The following is a 16,440-nucleotide window of genomic DNA, read 5'->3' as shown; positions in this document are numbered from 1 at the left end:
CAGGTTGTTGTTGCACTGGGGTCTTTCTGGTATAAAGCAGCGCTCTTTTCTAGGGGCCCGGTTCCTTCACTGTAGGTGTAGCCGGTAAGACCCTAAAGAAACGCGGCGCCTGGCGCCAAATGACTGAGAGATTAAGCGGCCAACCCATGCCGGGTTGGGCATGTGGTTTTAGAGGGCTGAGGCATGTCGAGAGTCTGTCAAGTTACCGGTAAGGGTCCGGTGACTGGGAATAACATTTCCCACGCAAATAACAAAACCCGTCGTCGTTTCCTGCCGAACCTGCAGCATCACCGCTTCTGGGTTGAAGAAGAGAAACGTTTTGTTCGCCTGCGTGTATCTGCTAAAGGCATGCGTATTATCGACAAGCGTGGCATCACTGTCGTGCTGGCCGAAATCCGTGCCGCTGGCAAGATCTAAGGAGCTCTATCATGCGTGAATTGATTCGAATGATCTCTAGCGCCGGTACTGGTCACTTCTACACTACCGACAAGAACAAGCGTACTACCCCGGACAAGCTCGAAAAGAAAATGTTCGACCCGCGCGTTCGCAAGCACGTGATCTACAAAGAAGGCAAAATCAAGTAATTGATTTTCTTCCTTGTGAAAAAAAGCCCGTATCTCACGATGCGGGCTTTTTTTTGCCTGGGATGATCGTTCCCACGCTCTGCTGATCGTTCCCACGCTCTGCGTGGGAATGCCGTCTCGGACGCTCAGCGTCCCGTTGTCGATCAATCAATGATCAGGCTTTCTCTTCGAACACCACGTAGATCTTGCGGCACGCTTCCAGCACTTCCCAGGTACCGCTGAAGCCGGCAGGGATCACAAAGCGGTCGCCGGCCCGCAGGGTCTTGGCATTTCCCTCGGTATCGCGCAACACCGACACGCCTTGCACGATCTCGCAGTATTCATGCTCGGTGTAGTTGACCTTCCACTGGCCCACTTCACCTTCCCAGACGCCGGCGTTCATCTGGCCGCATGGGCTGTTGTAGTGGTTGTAGAGTGTCTGCTCGGGATCGCCCTTGAGGATTTTCTCGGCGGCAGGGCGGTAACGTTCGGGGGCGGTGTTGGCTTGGCTGAAATCGACGATGTCCTGGATGCTCATGTGCATTTCCCGTCTGGCCTGCGGTTGGAGAGCCCAAAGTCTATGTTTATTAAAATGAACATCGCAAGGGCGTTTGCCGCCGTTATGTCAAATATATTGAAACATCCCCAGCCGCTGGTTTAGGGTGGCAGCTGCCTTGAGCCGAACAGCAGGCTGGTCGGGCAAGCATTTGTGATGGCGCCGGGATAAACCTCCCAGGCCCTTGTATTCAATAAGAGGAGGACACTCGCATGACCACCCTGACCCGTGCCGACTGGGAACAACGCGCCAAGGCTCTGAAGATCGAAGGCCGCGCCTATATCAATGGCGAGTACACCGCCGCCGTTTCCGGCGACACCTTCGAATGCATCAGCCCGGTGGATGGGCGCTTGCTGGCCACTGTCGCTAGCTGTGATGCCAGCGACGCCCAGCGCGCCGTGGAAAATGCGCGTGCCACTTTCAATTCCGGCGTGTGGTCGCGCCTGGCGCCGGCCAAGCGCAAGTCCGTCATGATCCGTTTCGCCGCGCTGCTCAAGGCCAATGCCGAAGAGCTGGCGCTGCTCGAAACCCTGGACATGGGCAAGCCCATCAGCGATTCCCTGAACATCGACGTCCCCGGCGCGGCGCAAGCCCTGAGCTGGAGCGGCGAGGCGATCGACAAGATCTACGACGAAGTCGCCGCCACGCCCCACGATCAACTGGGCCTGGTGACCCGCGAGCCCGTGGGTGTCGTTGGCGCCATCGTGCCGTGGAACTTCCCGCTGATGATGGCCTGCTGGAAACTCGGCCCGGCGCTGTCCACCGGTAACTCTGTCATCCTGAAGCCGTCCGAAAAATCCCCGCTGACTGCCATCCGCATTGCCGCGCTGGCCGTAGAGGCCGGTATTCCTAAAGGCGTGTTCAACGTGCTGCCTGGCTATGGCCACACCGTGGGTAACGCCCTGGCGGTGCATATGGATGTTGATACCCTGGTGTTCACGGGCTCCACCAAGATCGCCAAGCAACTGTTGATCCGCTCCGGTGAGTCGAACATGAAGCGTGTCTGGCTGGAAGCCGGTGGCAAAAGCCCGAACATCGTGTTTGCCGATGCGCCGAACCTGCAAGCGGCCGCCGAATCCGCCGCCAGTGCCATTGCCTTCAACCAGGGCGAAGTCTGCACCGCCGGTTCGCGCCTGCTGGTCGAGCGTTCGATCAAGGACACCTTCCTGCCGCTGGTGATCGAAGCCCTCAAGGGTTGGAAACCCGGCAATCCACTGGACCCAGCCACCACTGTGGGTGCCTTGGTGGATACGCAGCAGATGAATACCGTGCTTTCGTACATTGAAGCCGGCCACGCCGACGGCGCCAAGCTGGTCGCAGGTGGCAAGCGCACCCTGGAAGAGTCCGGCGGCACCTACGTCGAGCCGACGATTTTCGACGGCGTGACCAATGCCATGAAGATCGCCCAGGAAGAGATCTTTGGCCCAGTCCTGTCGGTGATCACCTTCGACAGCGCTGAAGAAGCCATCGCCATCGCCAACGACACCCAATACGGCCTGGCCGCAGCGGTGTGGACGGCGGATATCTCCAAGGCGCACCTGACGGCCAAGGCTCTGCGTGCCGGCAGCGTGTGGGTTAACCAGTACGACGGCGGCGACATGACCGCACCGTTCGGTGGTTTCAAGCAGTCGGGTAATGGCCGCGACAAGTCACTGCATGCATTCGATAAGTACACCGAGCTGAAAGCGACCTGGATCAAGCTCTAAGCAACACTGCTGATCCTCCTGTAGGAGCGAGCTTGTGTGGGAGCTGGCTTGCCTGCGATAGCATCTCCGAGGTGTGGCTGACACACCGAGGCGTCTGCATCGCAGGCAAGCCAGCCCCCACACAGGTCCGCTCCTACAGTTCGTTTTGCAAACCAGAATTATCCACAGGAGCGTGGCAATGCGTTGGGCGACTTATTTCGCCGTGCTGGCCTCGGTACTCAGCGTTGGCCTGGCCCTGGGTGTCAGCATGCCGTTGGTGTCCCTGCGTCTTGAAGGCTGGGGGTATGGCAGTTTCGCCATTGGCGTGATGGCGGCGATGCCGGCGTTCGGCGTGCTGCTGGGGGCCAAGGTCTCCAGCCGTATGGCGTCCTGGCTCGGCACTGCCAACCTGATGCGCCTGTGCCTGTGGGCCGGTGCGGTGTCCATCGGCTTGCTGGCGATCCTGCCCAGTTACCCGGTGTGGCTGGTGCTCAGGCTGATGATCGGGGTGATCCTGACCATCGTCTTCATCCTTGGCGAAAGCTGGATCAACCAATTGGTGGTCGAGCAATGGCGTGGCCGCCTGGTGGCGCTGTATGGCTGCAGCTATGCCTTGAGCCAGCTCTCGGGGCCGTTGCTGCTGGGCCTGATTGGCACCGACCATGACTACGGTTTCTGGGTCGGCGCGGGCCTTTTGGTGGTGGCGCCGCTGCTGTTGCTGGGACGTACCGGGGCACCGACGGCGGATTCGTTCAGCGTGACGTTTGGCGACCTGTGGCGCTTTTGCCTGGGCCTGCCGGCGATTGCCTGGGCCGTGGCGTTGTTCGCAGCCTTCGAAGCGATGATCCTGACGTTGTTGCCGGTGTACTGCCTGCAACAGGGTTTTACCGCCGAGATCGCCTTGGCGATGGTCAGTACGGTGGTGGTGGGCGATGCGTTGCTGCAATTGCCTATTGGCGCGTTGGCCGACTACCTGCCGCGACGGACCTTGTTCCTGGCCTGTGCGCTGCTGTTGCTGGCGTCGAGCCTGGCGGTGCCGTTATTGATGCACACGTTGCTGATCTGGCCGGTGTGGGTGCTGTTCGGCGCCAGTGCCGGCGGTTTGTTTACCTTGTCGCTGATTTTGATTGGCGAGCGCTACCGCGACGATGCGTTGGTGCGTGCCAACGCTCACGTGGCGCAGCTGTGGGGCATTGGCTGCCTGATCGGGCCGCTGGTGGCAGGAGCGGGCAGCCAGTGGATCAGCGGGCATGCGCTGCCGCTGCTGATGGCGGCCGGGGCGTTGGGGTTGGTAGTGCTGTTGCTGCGCCAGGGGGCATTCGGCGCCGCGCAGCCGGCCTGATCTCGAAATGCAACCCATTGTAGGAGCGAGCTTGCTCGCGAAAAACCGGAGGGCGCCGCGTTAAACCAGATGCGCTGCGTTATCGTTGGCGTTTTTCGCGAGCAAGCGCGCTCCTACAGGGGTTTTAGAGCATGCGTTCCAGGCCAACACTGGTGGCGAACCAGGCGTTGAACCGCCGCCACCAACTGCCCGGTTCGCGGGTCAAGGTGTGCATCTGGCCGTTGTCTTCTGTCACCCACACCACCTGGCCGTCTTGCAATTTGGCCTCATAGCTCAACGCTGGCGCCATACCTTCCAGCGCCAGGTTGCGTACGTGTTCGGCCAGTTCGGGGCTGTCCACCAGTACGCCGACTTCGGTGTTCCACAGCACTGAGCGCGGGTCGAAATTGAATGAGCCGATGAACGACTTTTCTCGATCAAAAATCATCGCCTTGCTGTGCAGGCTCGAGTCCGAGCCGCGCCAGCTGCCATGCTGAAACAGATGCGGGCCGCTGCTTGCGCTGGGGTCGCCGGGTTGCCTGCGCAGTTCATAGAGCTTCACCCCGTGCTCCAGCAACGCTTTGCGATACGGTGCGTAACCGCCATGCACAGCCGGCACGTCTGTGGCTTCGAGGGCGTTGGTCAGCAGGCGCACCGAAACACCCGCATCGGCGCGCCCTGTGAGGTAGACCAGCCCAGGTTGGCCCGGCACGAAGTAAGCCGAAATCATGATCAGCTCATGGCTGACCCCCGCCAGCTCTGGCGCCAGCTGAGTGGTCAGCAGCAGTCGTGGGTCGGGGTCGGCCTTGGCCAGTACCTTGCTCGGTGCGTCCCACAGCGCCTGGTTCCAGGCCCAGATCAACTCGCGGCGCCAGATGTCCATGCGGGGCTGGGTCTGGTACGTGCGCAGGCGGTTATACAGCGCGTGGTTCTGCTGGCGGGACTGGGCCAGTGAGGCCTCAAGGCGCCCACGGGCGACGGCGAGGTCGACTTTGGAGGGTTTGTTCGAGACGAAGTCATCGATTGGCTTGCTCAGGGCGCTGTTCCAGTACTGGTCGAAGCTGTGACCCAATTGCTCGGCCACCGGCCCCACGCTGAGCATGTCGATGTCGGTGAAATTCAGGCTCGGTTCGGCGTCGAAATACTCGTCGCCCAGGTTGCGCCCGCCCACGATGGCCACGCTGTTATCGGCCAGCCACAGTTTGTTATGCATGCGCCGGTGTTGCAGTGACAGGTTGAATACCCGGCCCATGGCGCGCGTAACGCCGGTGCTGCGCCCCAGGTGCAAGGGGTTGAACAGGCGTATCTGCACCTTGGGATGGGCGGCGAGGGTGGCGATGATCTGGTCGAGGCCATCGCTAGTGGTGTCGTCCAGCAGAATGCGCACGCGCACCCCGCGGTCGGCGGCCTTGAGCAGTTCGTCCACAAGCATGCGTGTGCTGATGCCGTCGTGCACGATGTAGTACTGCAAGTCGAGGCTGGTCTGGGCGTTGCGGATCAACTCGGCGCGCGCCATGAAGGCTTCACTGCTGTTGGGCAGCAACCGGAAGCCCGAGCGCCCTTGGTAGGGGGCGGCCTGGGCCTGGATCGAGCGACCGAACGAGGAGTCCTTCGCCGGCAGGGCATCGCTGGGGATGCGCGGGGTGTCGACCGTGGCACAGCCGCCCAGGGCCAGGGCGCCTAGCAGGCAAAACGGTAAAAGCCGTCGAATCATCAAGGAAGCTGCTTCCAGGTCAGGGCGGTTGTGGCATATGACGGCAATTGCTCGGGAAAGGTCAGTCCGCCGTCTCTTCCAGCATCTTGCCTGCGGCCGCCCCCACCTTGCGCACGGCCTCTTCAATCTGCGCCGTTGGCTTGGCAGCGTAGTTCATGCGTAAGCAATTACGGTATTTGCCGGAGGCAGAAAAAATACTGCCTACCGCCACCTGTACGCCTTGTTCTACCAGCACGCGGTTGAGCTTCAAGGTGTCGAACCCTTCAGGCAGTTCGATCCACAGCATGAAGCTGCCCTGGGGCCGGCTGGCGCGCGTGCCAGCGGGGAAATAGCGGCTGACCCAATCAAGCATCAAGTCGCGATTACGTTGGTATTGGGTGCGCATCCTGCGTAAATGCGGCTCGAAATGCCCGCCTTTGAGGAATTCGGCAATGGCGATCTGCGGCTGTGTGGCCGTAGAGCCGGTGCTGATGTATTTCATGTGCAGCACCCGTTCCAGGTAGCGTCCCGGTGCGACCCAACCAATGCGCAGGCCGGGCGCCAGGGTTTTGGAGAACGAGCTGCACAGCAGCACACGGCCGTCTTCATCGAAGGATTTGATGGTGCGCGGGCGTGGGTAGCTGTAGGCCAGTTCGCCATACACATCGTCTTCGATAATCGCCACGTCAAAGCGCTGGGCCAGGGTCAGCAAGGCGCGTTTGCGCGCTTCCGGCATGATGTAGCCCAAGGGGTTGTTGCAGTTTGGGGTGAGCTGGATGACTTTGATCGGCCACTGTTCCAGCGCCAGTTCCAGGGCTTCGAGGCTGATGCCAGTGAGCGGGTCGGTGGGGATTTCCAGGGCTTTCATGCCCAGGCCCTTGAGGGTCTGCATGGCGCCGTGGAAGCTGGGCGAATCCACCGCAACGATATCGCCGGGCTCACAGATGGCGTGAATGCTGGCGGAGAGGGCTTCGTGGCAACCGGTGGTGATCACGATGTCTTCGGCGCTCAGTTGGCAACCGGAGTCCAATGACAGCCGGGCGATTTGCTCACGCAACTCCATACAGCCAAGGATATTGTCGTAATACAGCCCCGGCAGGTCTTGGCGGCGGCTGACACGGGCGAGGCTACGCAGCAACGGCTTCAAGGTGGGCGACAATACATCCGGCATGCCGCGGCCCATCTGTATGACGTCTTTGCGCGGCACCGCACGAATCAGTTCCAGCACCAGGTCCCACTGGGAGATTTCCACTGGGCGTTGGGCCGGGCGGCCTATCTCGGGCAGCGCCGGCAGTTCACGGCCCACCGGAACAAAATAGCCTGACTTGGGCTTGGGCATCGCCAGGCCGTTGTCTTCGAGCAACCGATATGCCTGCTGCACGGTGCTCAGGCTTACCCCATGTTCCACACTCAAGGCCCGCACCGAGGGCAGTCGATCGCCCGGACGATAAAAGCCCTGTTCAATGCGGGTGCCGAGCAATTCGGCGAGGTTGACGTAAAGGGTCATGGTGCTCGCTCCCGAGGGACCAGTACAGATAGAGGGAAAATACAGGATTCAGCCACGCAGCGGCAGTCTCTGTATGGGTTTAATAAAAGTTGGCTGAATCTGTCATGGTTCTGGCCGCCCACGCATGCTGATCACTCAAGGCAACGGGCCAATGAGGGGCAGTCAAATGAGCGGCATGAGCGATGTACGGCTGGCGTTACGCAGTCAGGAACTGGAAGCGGGGCAGGAGCCGGTGCTCACTGCCCAGGCGCCTGGCCGCTGGAGTCTGTTCTGGCGCCGTCGTCATACGCGCAAGGCCCTGCTGTACCTGAGCCGCGAGCAGTTACGCGACATCGGGCTGACCGCCGAGCAGGCGCGCCGTGAGGGTTTGAAACCCTTCTGGCGCGATTGATCAGAGCAGTTCTTTGAGGCGGTGCCACAGCATTCCCAGGGCCAGCAGCGGCGAACGCAGGTGTTTGCCGCCGGGGAAGGTGATGTGTGGCACTTGGGCGAACAGATCGAAGCGCCCCTGTTGCTGGCCGCTGATGGCCTCGGCCAACAGCTTGCCCGCCAGGTGCGTGGCGTTGAGGCCATGGCCGGCATAGGCCTGGGCGTAATACACGTTGGGTTGATCGGCCAGGCGGCCAATCTGCGGCAGGCGGTTGGCGCCGATGCCGATCATGCCGCCCCACTGGTAGTCGATCTTCACGTCGGCCAGTTGCGGGAATACCTGCAACATTTTCGGTCGCATATAGGCGCCGATATCCTTGGGGTCGCGTCCGGAATAGTGGCAGGCGCCGCCGAACAACAGGCGATGGTCGGCGGACAGGCGGAAGTAATCCACCGTCACGCGTTGGTCACACACGGCCATGTTCTGCGGCAACAGGCTGGTGGCTTGTGCTTCGCTCAAGGGCTCCGTGGCAATGATGTAGCTGCCGGCGGGCAGCACCTTGCCGCTCAGTTGCGGGTTGAGTCCGTTCAGGTAGGCGTTGCAGGCCAGTACCAGGGTCTTGGCGCGCACTGTGCCTTGGGCGGTATGCACCTTGACCTCAGGGCCGTAGTCGATGCGGGTCACTTGGGATTGCTCGTACAGCGCCACGCCCAACTGCTGGGCAACGGCGGCCTCACCCAGTGCCAGGTTCAGCGGGTGCAGGTGGCCGGAACCCATGTCGATCATGCCGCCTACGTAGCGATCGGAGCCGATGACCGTGCCCATCTCGCTGGCTTGCAACAGGCGCACTTCGTGGCGGTAACCCAGGCTGTGCAGCTCTTCGGCATCCTCGGCCAGGCCCTGCAGGTCGCGGGGTTTGTTGGCCAGGTCGCAGTAGCCCCAGGTCAGGTCACAGGGGATCTGGAAGCGCTCCACACGCTCGCGCACGATCTCCACGGCTTCCAGGCCCATCAGCTTCATCTGGCGCACGCCGTCGCTGCCGATCACCTGGGTGAACTGATCCAGCCCGTGGCCGACCCCGCGAATCAACTGGCCGCCATTGCGCCCGCTGGCACCCCAGCCGATCTTGCGCGCTTCCAGCAACACCACGCGAAAGCCGCGCTCGGCCAATTCCAGGGCGGTGTTAAGACCGGAGAAACCCCCGCCGATCACACAGACATCGGCGTTTACCTCACCCGTCAACGTCGGGTAATCCGGTTGCGGCACGCTGCTGGCGGCGTAGTAGGAAGCGGTGTGCCGGGCGCTGGCGGTCATGGGGAACCTCCCTGTCTGGAAAATTTGACGCAGGATACAGTGGTCGCACGACGCTGTCTGCGCGGGGCGTTTTGCGTCAGAATCCACGTCTATTTGCCGTTCGGTATGGGTTTCGATGAGTTGCAACAGTCAGAAAATCAGCGCGCTGCGTCGCCAGATTCCATCGTTTGAGTGCGTCCCCGGTTGCCACGACTGCTGCGGGCCGGTGACCACTTCACCCGAAGAAATGTCGCGCCTGCCGCGCAAGACCGCCGCCGAGCAAGAGGCGGCGATGGACGAGCTGAACTGCGTGCACCTGGGACCCAAGGGCTGCACGGTGTATGACGAGCGGCCGCTGATCTGTCGCCTGTTCGGCACCACCAAGACCTTGCCGTGCCCTAATGGTCGCCGGCCGGTCGAGCTGATTCATCCGCGGGTGGAGAAGCAGATTCATGAGTACATGGCGAGCACCCGGCAGGTGTTGGTCTAGCGGATGTACTCGGTTAAAACTGTGGGAGCTGGCTTGCCTGCGATAGCGGTGGGTCAGCTAGCACCTATGCCTCTGAGCCGACGCTATCGCAGGCAAGCCAGCTCCCACAGTTGACCGTGTTGTGTCAGTGAGTCAGTCCGGGATCGGCAGGTTCAGGCTCTCCTTCACCTCTTCCATCACGATATAGCTCTTGGACTCGCGCACATGGGGGAGTTTGAGCAGGATATCGCCCAGCAATTTGCGATACGACGCCATCTCGGAAATCCGCGCTTTCACCAGGTAGTCGAAATCCCCCGACACCAGATGGCACTCCAGCACATGGGGCAGTTTCAGCACGGCCCGGCGAAATTCTTCAAAGGTGTCACCCGACTTGTAATCCAGGCTGATCTCGACAAATACCAGCAAACTTCCCTTCAAATGCTGGGGATTGAGCCGTGCGTTGTAGCCCATGATGATCCCTTCGCGCTCCAGGCGCCGCACGCGCTCGGTGCAGGGCGTGGTGGACAGCCCGACCTTTTCCCCCAGCTCCGTGAACGAGATGCGCCCGTCGGTTTGCAGGATGCGCAGGATATTGCGGTCGATCTTGTCCAGCTCCCGCTTGGTCTGGGTGTTGGTACGCATAGGGGATACGCCTCTGTCAAAAGGGTTTTTGCCAAGAATTGTCGCCAAATATAGGCATTTATATAGTGAAATGCACTGCCGATTGTTTTTTACACTGCGCTCATCATTGCTCGAATAACACACGTCAGCGGCCAAGCCCGCGATGAGGATATAAAAATGCGCGTTCTGGTCTTTGGTAGCGGCGTCATTGGGGTGACCAGCGCCTACTATTTGGCGCGGGCCGGTTTCGACGTCGTGGTGGTCGATCGTCAGCCTGCCGCTGCCATGGAAACCAGTTTCGCCAACGCCGGTCAGGTGTCCCCAGGCTACGCTTCGCCATGGGCCGCGCCGGGTGTGCCACTCAAAGCGATCAAGTGGCTGCTGCAACGCCACGCGCCGCTGGCGATCAAGGCTACCGCCGATATCGATCAATACCTGTGGATGGCGCAGATGCTGCGCAACTGCACGGCCAGCCGCTATGCGGTGAACAAGGAACGCATGGTGCGCCTGTCCGAGTACAGCCGCGACTGCCTCGACGAATTGCGCGCCGAGACCGGCATTGCCTACGAAGGCCGCAGCCTCGGGACGACCCAACTGTTCCGCACCCAGGCCCAGCTCGATGGCGCCGCCAAGGACATCGCCGTGCTGAAAGAGTCCGGTGTGCCGTTCGAATTGCTCGACCGCGCCGGCATTGCCCGGGTTGAACCAGCCCTGGCCAGCGTCACCGATATCCTCGCCGGGGCCCTGCGCCTGCCCAACGACCAGACGGGCGATTGCCAGATGTTCACCACGCGCCTGGTCGACATGTGCAAACAACTGGGCGTGGAATTTCGCTTCGAACAAGACATCCAGCGCCTGGACTACGCAGGCGACCGCATCAACGGCGTGTTGATCGACGGCAAGCTGGAAACTGCCGACCGCTATGTCCTGGCCCTCGGCAGTTACTCGCCCAAGCTGCTCAAGCCGTTGGGGATCAAGGCGCCGGTGTACCCGCTCAAGGGTTATTCGCTGACTGTGCCGATCACCAACCCGGCAATGGCGCCGACCTCGACCATTCTCGATGAGACCTACAAAGTCGCGATCACCCGTTTCGACAACCGTATTCGCGTCGGTGGCATGGCTGAAATAGCCGGTTTTGACCTGTCGCTGAACCCGCGGCGACGTGAAACCCTGGAGATGATCGTCAACGACCTTTATCCTCAGGGCGGCGATCTGGCCCAAGCCAGTTTCTGGACCGGCCTGCGCCCGACCACCCCAGACGGCACACCGATTGTGGGTGCCACGCCGTTCAAGAACCTGTTCCTGAACACAGGCCACGGTACCCTCGGTTGGACCATGGCCTGTGGTTCCGGTCGCTTGCTGGCCGACCTGATGGCGAAAAAAACGCCACAGATCAGCGCCGCAGGCCTCGATATTTCCCGTTATGGCAACCACCAGGAGTCCGCACAACATGTCAATCCAGCGCCAGCTCACCAATGAGCGCATGAGCCAGATCGTTGTCCACAGCGGTACCGTGTACCTGGCAGGGCAGGTCGGCGACGACATGAGCGCCGGGATTGAGCAGCAGACCCGTGAAACCCTGGTCAATATCGAGCGCTTGCTGGACCTTGCCGGGACCGACAAGTCCAGGTTGTTGTCGGTAACGATCTACCTGAAGGACATCGACGCCGACTTCGCTTTGATGAACGCGGTATGGGACAAGTGGCTGCCTAAAGGCGTCGCCCCGGCCCGCGCCACGGTGCAAGCCAAGCTGTGCGAACCCGAGATTCTGGTAGAACTGTCTGTCGTGGCTGCGCTGCCTTAACAACCATCCCTCTCCCGGTGCCGACGTTGTTGGTCGGCACCGGTTTTTTATTGACTTTGCTGCCTAGAAGCCTGCCGCCATGCGTCCAGCCCGTGCCCTGATCGACCTCCAAGCCCTGCGCCATAACTACCAATTGGCCCGAGAAGTCACCGGGGCCAAGGCCCTCGCCGTGATCAAGGCCGATGCCTACGGCCATGGTGCGGTGCCCGTGGCCCAGGCGCTGGAGGCGCAAGCCGACGGGTTTGCCGTGGCGTGCATCGAGGAAGCGCTGGAACTGCGCGCCGCCGGCATTCGTGCGCCGGTGTTGCTGCTCGAAGGTTTTTTCGAAGCCGACGAGTTGCCGCTGATCATCGAGCAGGATTTGTGGTGCGTGGTGCATTCGTTGTGGCAGTTGGAAGCCATCGAGAAAGCTCATTTGAGCAAGCCGCTGACAGTGTGGCTGAAGCTGGACTCGGGCATGCACCGTGTGGGCCTGCACCCCAAGGATTACCAGGAGGCGTATCAGCGCCTGCTGGCCAGCGGCAAAGTGGCGAAGATCGTATTGATGAGCCATTTTGCCCGCGCCGATGAGCTCGATTGCGTCAGCAGCAACGAACAGGTAACGGTGTTTGAGGCGGCGCGCCAGGGGTTGGCGGCTGAGGTCAGCCTGCGCAACTCACCATCTGTATTGGGCTGGCCGAGCGTGTCCAGCGACTGGGTGCGCCCCGGTATCATGCTTTACGGCGCAACGCCCTTTGGCGAAGACCAGGCCATTGCGGCGCGCTTGCAGCCGGTGATGACCCTGGAGTCCAAAGTGATCTGCGTGCGTGAATTGCCGGCCGGTGAGCCGGTGGGCTATGGCGCCAGGTTCGTCACCCCCAAGCCGATGCGCATCGGCGTGGTTGCCATGGGCTATGCCGACGGTTACCCGCGCCATGCGCCCACCGGCACACCGGTGCTGGTCGCTGGCCAGCGCAGCCGGCTGCTGGGCCGCGTTTCCATGGACATGCTGTGTGTCGACCTCACCGACTTGCCCCAGGCGGGCCTTGGTTCCACTGTGGAACTGTGGGGCAAGCACATCCTCGCCAGTGATGTTGCTGTGGCCGCTGAGACCATTCCCTATCAGATTTTCTGCAATCTACGCCGAGTGCCAAGGCTCTATAGCGGCGCTTAGCCGCCAGCAACGAACCGAGCAGGCCGGGATTTAGGCCCAAGTGTTGTAAATACTGAACGCTGTCGCCATGATAACGCTCAATTACAACAAAGCCTGAATCCTAGGAGGCTCCTGCATTGGACGTCGGCGAACGACTGCAATCCATCCGTAAACTCAAAGGTCTTTCCCAGCGTGAGCTCGCCAAGCGTGCGGGCGTCACCAACAGCACCATTTCGATGATCGAGAAAAACAGCGTCAGCCCCTCGATCAGCTCCCTGCGCAAGGTGCTGGGCGGTATCCCCATGTCCATGGTCGAGTTCTTCTCCGAGGAAGTCCTCCAGGAAATACCGACGCAGATCGTCTATAAAGCCAATGAGCTGATCGACATCTCCGACGGTGCCGTCACCATGAAACTGGTGGGGCGGTCGCGCCCGAGCCGGGCCATCGCTTTTCTCACCGAGATCTACCCGCCAGGTGCCGACACGGGCGAAGAAATGCTCACCCATGAAGGCGAGGAAACCGGGATTCTGGTGGAAGGTCGCCTGGAGTTGGTGGTCGGCCTTGAAACTTTTGTGCTCGAGGCTGGCGATAGCTACTACTTTGAAAGTACCAGGCCCCATCGTTTTCGCAATCCGTTCGACGTGCCGGCGCGACTAATCAGCGCAGCCACCCCCGCGAACTTTTAAGAATAGAGGCGCCCTGCCAGCGTTGCAGAGGTTCCCGCAGCTGTACACCGTGAAGCCGAATCTCCCTTTATTTAATAGGGTTGTTTCGGCCGGGCGGGCTAACCGTTATACTTTCGCCGCCTGCGAAACCGTGGCCGCAGGCGTGAATAGCCACCATTGAGGGTGAACGCGTGAACCTAATTATGAAAATGCTGGCTGCACCAGCAACCGTACTGGCCCTATGGGCTGTCAGCGCTCAAGCTGCGACCAATGATGACATTGCCAAGCGCCTGGAGCCTGTGGGTCAGGTTTGCGTCCAGGGCCAGGAATGCAAGGGCATGGAAGTGGCCGTGGCAGCGGGCGGCGGCGGCGCGAAAACCCCGGATGAGATCATCGCCAAGCACTGTAATGCCTGCCACAGCACGGGCCTGTTGGGTGCGCCGAAAATTGGCGACACCGCCGCATGGAAAGAACGCGCCGACCATCAAGGCGGCCTCGATGGCATCCTGGCCAAGGCCATCACCGGTATCAACGCCATGCCGCCCAAAGGCACTTGCGCTGATTGCTCGGACGACGACCTCAAGGGTGCGATCAAGAAGATGTCCGGGCTGTAACCGATCGATCTTCGCCAAAAATGCCGCTTACGAGCGGCTTTTTTGTGCCTGCGAATTATGTATTGAGGCTGTTCATTGCAGCAAAGACCCGGCAAGCTCGGTCCAACTCCAATTCATGGAATGTTCGGGAGCAGTCGGATGGTGCAGTTGTGTTCAATCGAGCAAGCAGTTGACGACGTACTGGCGCGGTTGCCGGCGCATATCCACATGGGCATGCCCTTGGGCCTGGGCAAGCCCAATTTGTTCGTCAACGCGCTGTACCGGCGCATCGCCAAGTTGCCGGAGCGGGCGCTGACTATCTACACCGCGTTGAGCCTGGGTCGCCCGACGATGGGGGATGGCTTGCAGAAACGCTTTCTCGAACCCTTTATCGAACGGGTGTTTGGCGACTACCCCGAACTAGACTTTCTCGCCGACCTGCACAAGGGCAGCCTGCCGAAGAATATCCGTGTGCAGCAATTCTTCATGCAGCCTGGCAGCCTGCTCCACAGCGCCGCGGCGCAGCAGGATTACGTCAGCAGCAACTACAGCCATGCGGCGCGCGACATCAATGCCGCCGGCCTGAACCTGGTGGCGCAACTGGTTGCCAGTAGCAGCGAGCATCCCGACCGCCTGAGCCTGAGCTGCAACCCGGATATCACCCTCGACCTGATGCCCATGATCGCCAAGCGCCGCGCGACCGGGGAGACCATCCTGGTCGTTGGCCAGGTCCATAGCGACTTGCCCTACATGCCCGGTGATGCCGAGCTGGGCATGGATGAGTTCGACTACCTGCTGGATGAAAAAGACAGCACCACGTTGTTCTCCACGCCGAATATGCCGGTGGGCTTTCAGGACCATTTTATCGGCCTGCATGCCAGTACCCTGGTGCGTGATGGCGGTACGTTGCAGATTGGTATCGGCTCCATGGGCGATGCGCTGACCGCTGCCTTGCTGGCGCGCCAGGCCGACAACGAGGCCTATCGCCTGTTGCTCACCGACCTGGATGTGTACCAGTGGGCGCCGTTGATCAGCCGCGAAGGCGGCGTTGAGCCGTTTGCCCGTGGCCTTTACGGTTGCAGCGAGATGTTCGTCAACGGCCTGCTGGTATTGGCCGATGCCGGGATTGTGCGGCGCAAGGTCTACCCGGATGTGGCGACCCAGATGCAGGCCAACGCGGGCACCCTGGACGACGCGGCGCAACCCGACGGCGTGTCGATCCATGGCGGTTTCTTCCTGGGACCGCGCAGTTTTTACCAGCGCCTGCAGGAAATGACCCACGCCAAGCGCCAGGCATTCAACATGACCCGCATCAGCTACATCAACGAGCTGTACGGGCAGGAAGAACTCAAGCGCCTGCAGCGCCTGGATGCGCGGTTTATCAACAGCGCGATCATGGTCACCTTGCTCGGCGCTGGCGTGGCCGATCAGTTGGAAGACGGTCGCGTGCTCAGTGGCGTGGGCGGGCAATACAATTTCGTGGCCCAGGGGCATGCGCTGGAAGGTGCACGCTCAATCCTGATTTTGCGCAGCTGGCGTGAGTCGGCGGGGGAGGTCAGTTCCAATATCGTCTGGGAGTACGGCCACTGCACCATTCCCCGGCACCTGCGGGATATTGTCATTACCGAATACGGCATTGCCGACTTGCGCGGTCAGACGGATGCCAAGGTGATCGAAGCGCTGCTGAACATCGCCGACTCCAGGTTCCAGCACGACTTGATTGAACAAGCGCAAAAGGCCGGCAAACTGCCCAAGGATTTCCAGTTGGATCCGCGTTTTGCCGACAACACGCCAGAGCGGCTTCAGGCGATTCAGGCCAGGCATCGTCGCCTGTTCCCGGAATACCCCCTGGGCAGCGACTTCACGGATGAAGAGCGGGATTTGTTACGAGCGCTGAACTGGCTCAAGAGCAAATTCAAGCTCACGGAAATTCTGGAGTTGGGCAAGGCGGCACTCGACGCGCCGGAGCCGGAGGCATTTCCCAAGCATTTGCAGCGCATGTGCCTGGATAAGCCGGAGGGCATCAAGGAAGACCTGTATCAACGATTGCTGCTTGCCGGCCTGCAGGCCACCGCCCACTGACAGCCCAACGCAAAACCCCATGTGGGAGCTGGCTTGCCTGCGATGAGGGCCTTTCAGTCGACATCTCTGTCGACTGACACTCCGCT

The 16,440-nt window shown here is 61.0% G+C and carries 17 protein-coding genes; 12 read left to right on the top strand and 5 right to left on the bottom strand.

Going from position 1 to position 16,440, the window contains the following annotated elements; translation table 11 throughout:
• The first annotated feature begins 183 nt into the window (after positions 1–183).
• Positions 184–417, top strand: a complete 234-nt coding sequence (gene rpmB / locus E1K68_RS27010) for a 50S ribosomal protein L28 (RefSeq protein WP_003176907.1) — start codon at positions 184–186, stop codon at positions 415–417.
• A gap of 11 nt (positions 418–428) precedes the next feature.
• Positions 429–584: a 50S ribosomal protein L33 gene (rpmG, locus tag E1K68_RS27005; RefSeq protein WP_003176906.1), complete on the top strand. Its 156-nt coding sequence runs from the start codon at positions 429–431 to the stop codon at positions 582–584.
• A 154-nt stretch (positions 585–738) separates the two neighbouring features.
• On the opposite strand, the gene E1K68_RS27000 is transcribed toward rpmG, so the two are convergent.
• The gene (locus tag E1K68_RS27000) at positions 739–1,101 is read right to left on the bottom strand and encodes a cupin domain-containing protein (RefSeq protein ID WP_003195474.1); all 363 of its coding nucleotides are present in this window, start codon (positions 1,099–1,101) and stop codon (positions 739–741) included.
• A 230-nt stretch (positions 1,102–1,331) separates the two neighbouring features.
• On the opposite strand from E1K68_RS27000, the gene E1K68_RS26995 reads away from it, so the two are divergent.
• Together E1K68_RS26995 and E1K68_RS26990 are read left to right on the top strand one after the other, a co-directional pair.
• Positions 1,332–2,825 carry an aldehyde dehydrogenase gene (locus E1K68_RS26995; protein ID WP_003195472.1) on the top strand — a complete coding sequence of 498 codons (1,494 nt, stop codon included), beginning with the start codon at positions 1,332–1,334 and terminating at the stop codon, positions 2,823–2,825.
• A gap of 178 nt (positions 2,826–3,003) precedes the next feature.
• Entirely contained in the window at positions 3,004–4,146 is a 1,143-nt protein-coding gene (locus E1K68_RS26990; RefSeq protein WP_034134058.1) for an MFS transporter, read from the top strand.
• A 124-nt stretch (positions 4,147–4,270) separates the two neighbouring features.
• Here E1K68_RS26990 and E1K68_RS26985 read toward each other — a convergent pair whose 3' ends face one another.
• Both E1K68_RS26985 and E1K68_RS26980 read right to left on the bottom strand, forming a co-directional pair.
• On the bottom strand, positions 4,271–5,839 hold the full coding sequence (locus tag E1K68_RS26985; protein WP_094774738.1) for a phospholipase D family protein: 1,569 nt from the start codon (positions 5,837–5,839) through the stop codon (positions 4,271–4,273).
• 61 nt (positions 5,840–5,900) lie between these two features.
• Entirely contained in the window at positions 5,901–7,325 is a 1,425-nt protein-coding gene (locus tag E1K68_RS26980) for a PLP-dependent aminotransferase family protein (protein WP_003195467.1), read from the bottom strand.
• Positions 7,326–7,491: 166 nt separating this feature from the next.
• Here E1K68_RS26980 and E1K68_RS26975 point away from each other — a divergent pair, with 166 nt between their 5' ends.
• On the top strand, positions 7,492–7,716 hold the full coding sequence (locus E1K68_RS26975; protein WP_212614933.1) for a DUF1127 domain-containing protein: 225 nt from the start codon (positions 7,492–7,494) through the stop codon (positions 7,714–7,716).
• Here E1K68_RS26975 and E1K68_RS26970 read toward each other — a convergent pair whose 3' ends face one another.
• Positions 7,717–9,009, bottom strand: coding sequence for an FAD-binding oxidoreductase (locus E1K68_RS26970; RefSeq protein ID WP_003195463.1), 1,293 nt, complete (start codon positions 9,007–9,009; stop codon positions 7,717–7,719). It lies immediately after the preceding gene.
• A 115-nt stretch (positions 9,010–9,124) separates the two neighbouring features.
• On the opposite strand from E1K68_RS26970, the gene E1K68_RS26965 reads away from it, so the two are divergent.
• The gene (locus E1K68_RS26965) at positions 9,125–9,478 is read left to right on the top strand and encodes a YkgJ family cysteine cluster protein (protein WP_003195461.1); all 354 of its coding nucleotides are present in this window, start codon (positions 9,125–9,127) and stop codon (positions 9,476–9,478) included.
• Positions 9,479–9,610: 132 nt separating this feature from the next.
• Here the strand turns inward: E1K68_RS26965 and E1K68_RS26960 are convergent, their stop codons facing one another.
• Positions 9,611–10,099, bottom strand: a complete 489-nt coding sequence (locus E1K68_RS26960; protein WP_003176896.1) for an Lrp/AsnC ligand binding domain-containing protein — start codon at positions 10,097–10,099, stop codon at positions 9,611–9,613.
• Positions 10,100–10,255: 156 nt separating this feature from the next.
• On the opposite strand from E1K68_RS26960, the gene dadA reads away from it, so the two are divergent.
• The 6 genes from dadA to E1K68_RS26930 all read left to right on the top strand — a co-directional run bounded on the left by dadA (position 10,256) and on the right by E1K68_RS26930 (position 16,354).
• A complete protein-coding gene (gene dadA, locus E1K68_RS26955) occupies positions 10,256–11,557 on the top strand; it encodes a D-amino acid dehydrogenase (RefSeq protein WP_212614857.1) in 1,302 nt (433 codons plus the stop codon).
• On the top strand, positions 11,529–11,882 hold the full coding sequence (locus tag E1K68_RS26950) for a RidA family protein (protein ID WP_003195456.1): 354 nt from the start codon (positions 11,529–11,531) through the stop codon (positions 11,880–11,882). The genes dadA and E1K68_RS26950 overlap by 29 nt, the downstream gene beginning before the upstream one ends.
• A gap of 79 nt (positions 11,883–11,961) precedes the next feature.
• A complete protein-coding gene (gene alr / locus E1K68_RS26945; protein ID WP_003195454.1) occupies positions 11,962–13,035 on the top strand; it encodes an alanine racemase in 1,074 nt (357 codons plus the stop codon).
• Between the two features lie 116 nt (positions 13,036–13,151).
• Complete coding sequence (locus tag E1K68_RS26940) at positions 13,152–13,700, top strand: cupin domain-containing protein (RefSeq protein ID WP_003195453.1); 549 nt, start codon at positions 13,152–13,154, stop codon at positions 13,698–13,700.
• A 182-nt stretch (positions 13,701–13,882) separates the two neighbouring features.
• Positions 13,883–14,293, top strand: coding sequence for a c-type cytochrome (locus E1K68_RS26935; RefSeq protein WP_003195451.1), 411 nt, complete (start codon positions 13,883–13,885; stop codon positions 14,291–14,293).
• Positions 14,294–14,431: 138 nt separating this feature from the next.
• Entirely contained in the window at positions 14,432–16,354 is a 1,923-nt protein-coding gene (locus tag E1K68_RS26930; protein WP_003195450.1) for an acetyl-CoA hydrolase/transferase C-terminal domain-containing protein, read from the top strand.
• The last annotated feature ends 86 nt before the right edge of the window (positions 16,355–16,440 follow it).

Origin of the sequence: Pseudomonas sp. B2021, from assembly GCF_018135665.1 — a bacterium.
Lineage (GTDB): Bacteria > Pseudomonadota > Gammaproteobacteria > Pseudomonadales > Pseudomonadaceae > Aquipseudomonas > Aquipseudomonas lactis.
The sequence above is the reverse complement of the archived record's forward strand: the minus strand, read 5'-3'. Positions and strand labels throughout refer to the sequence as shown.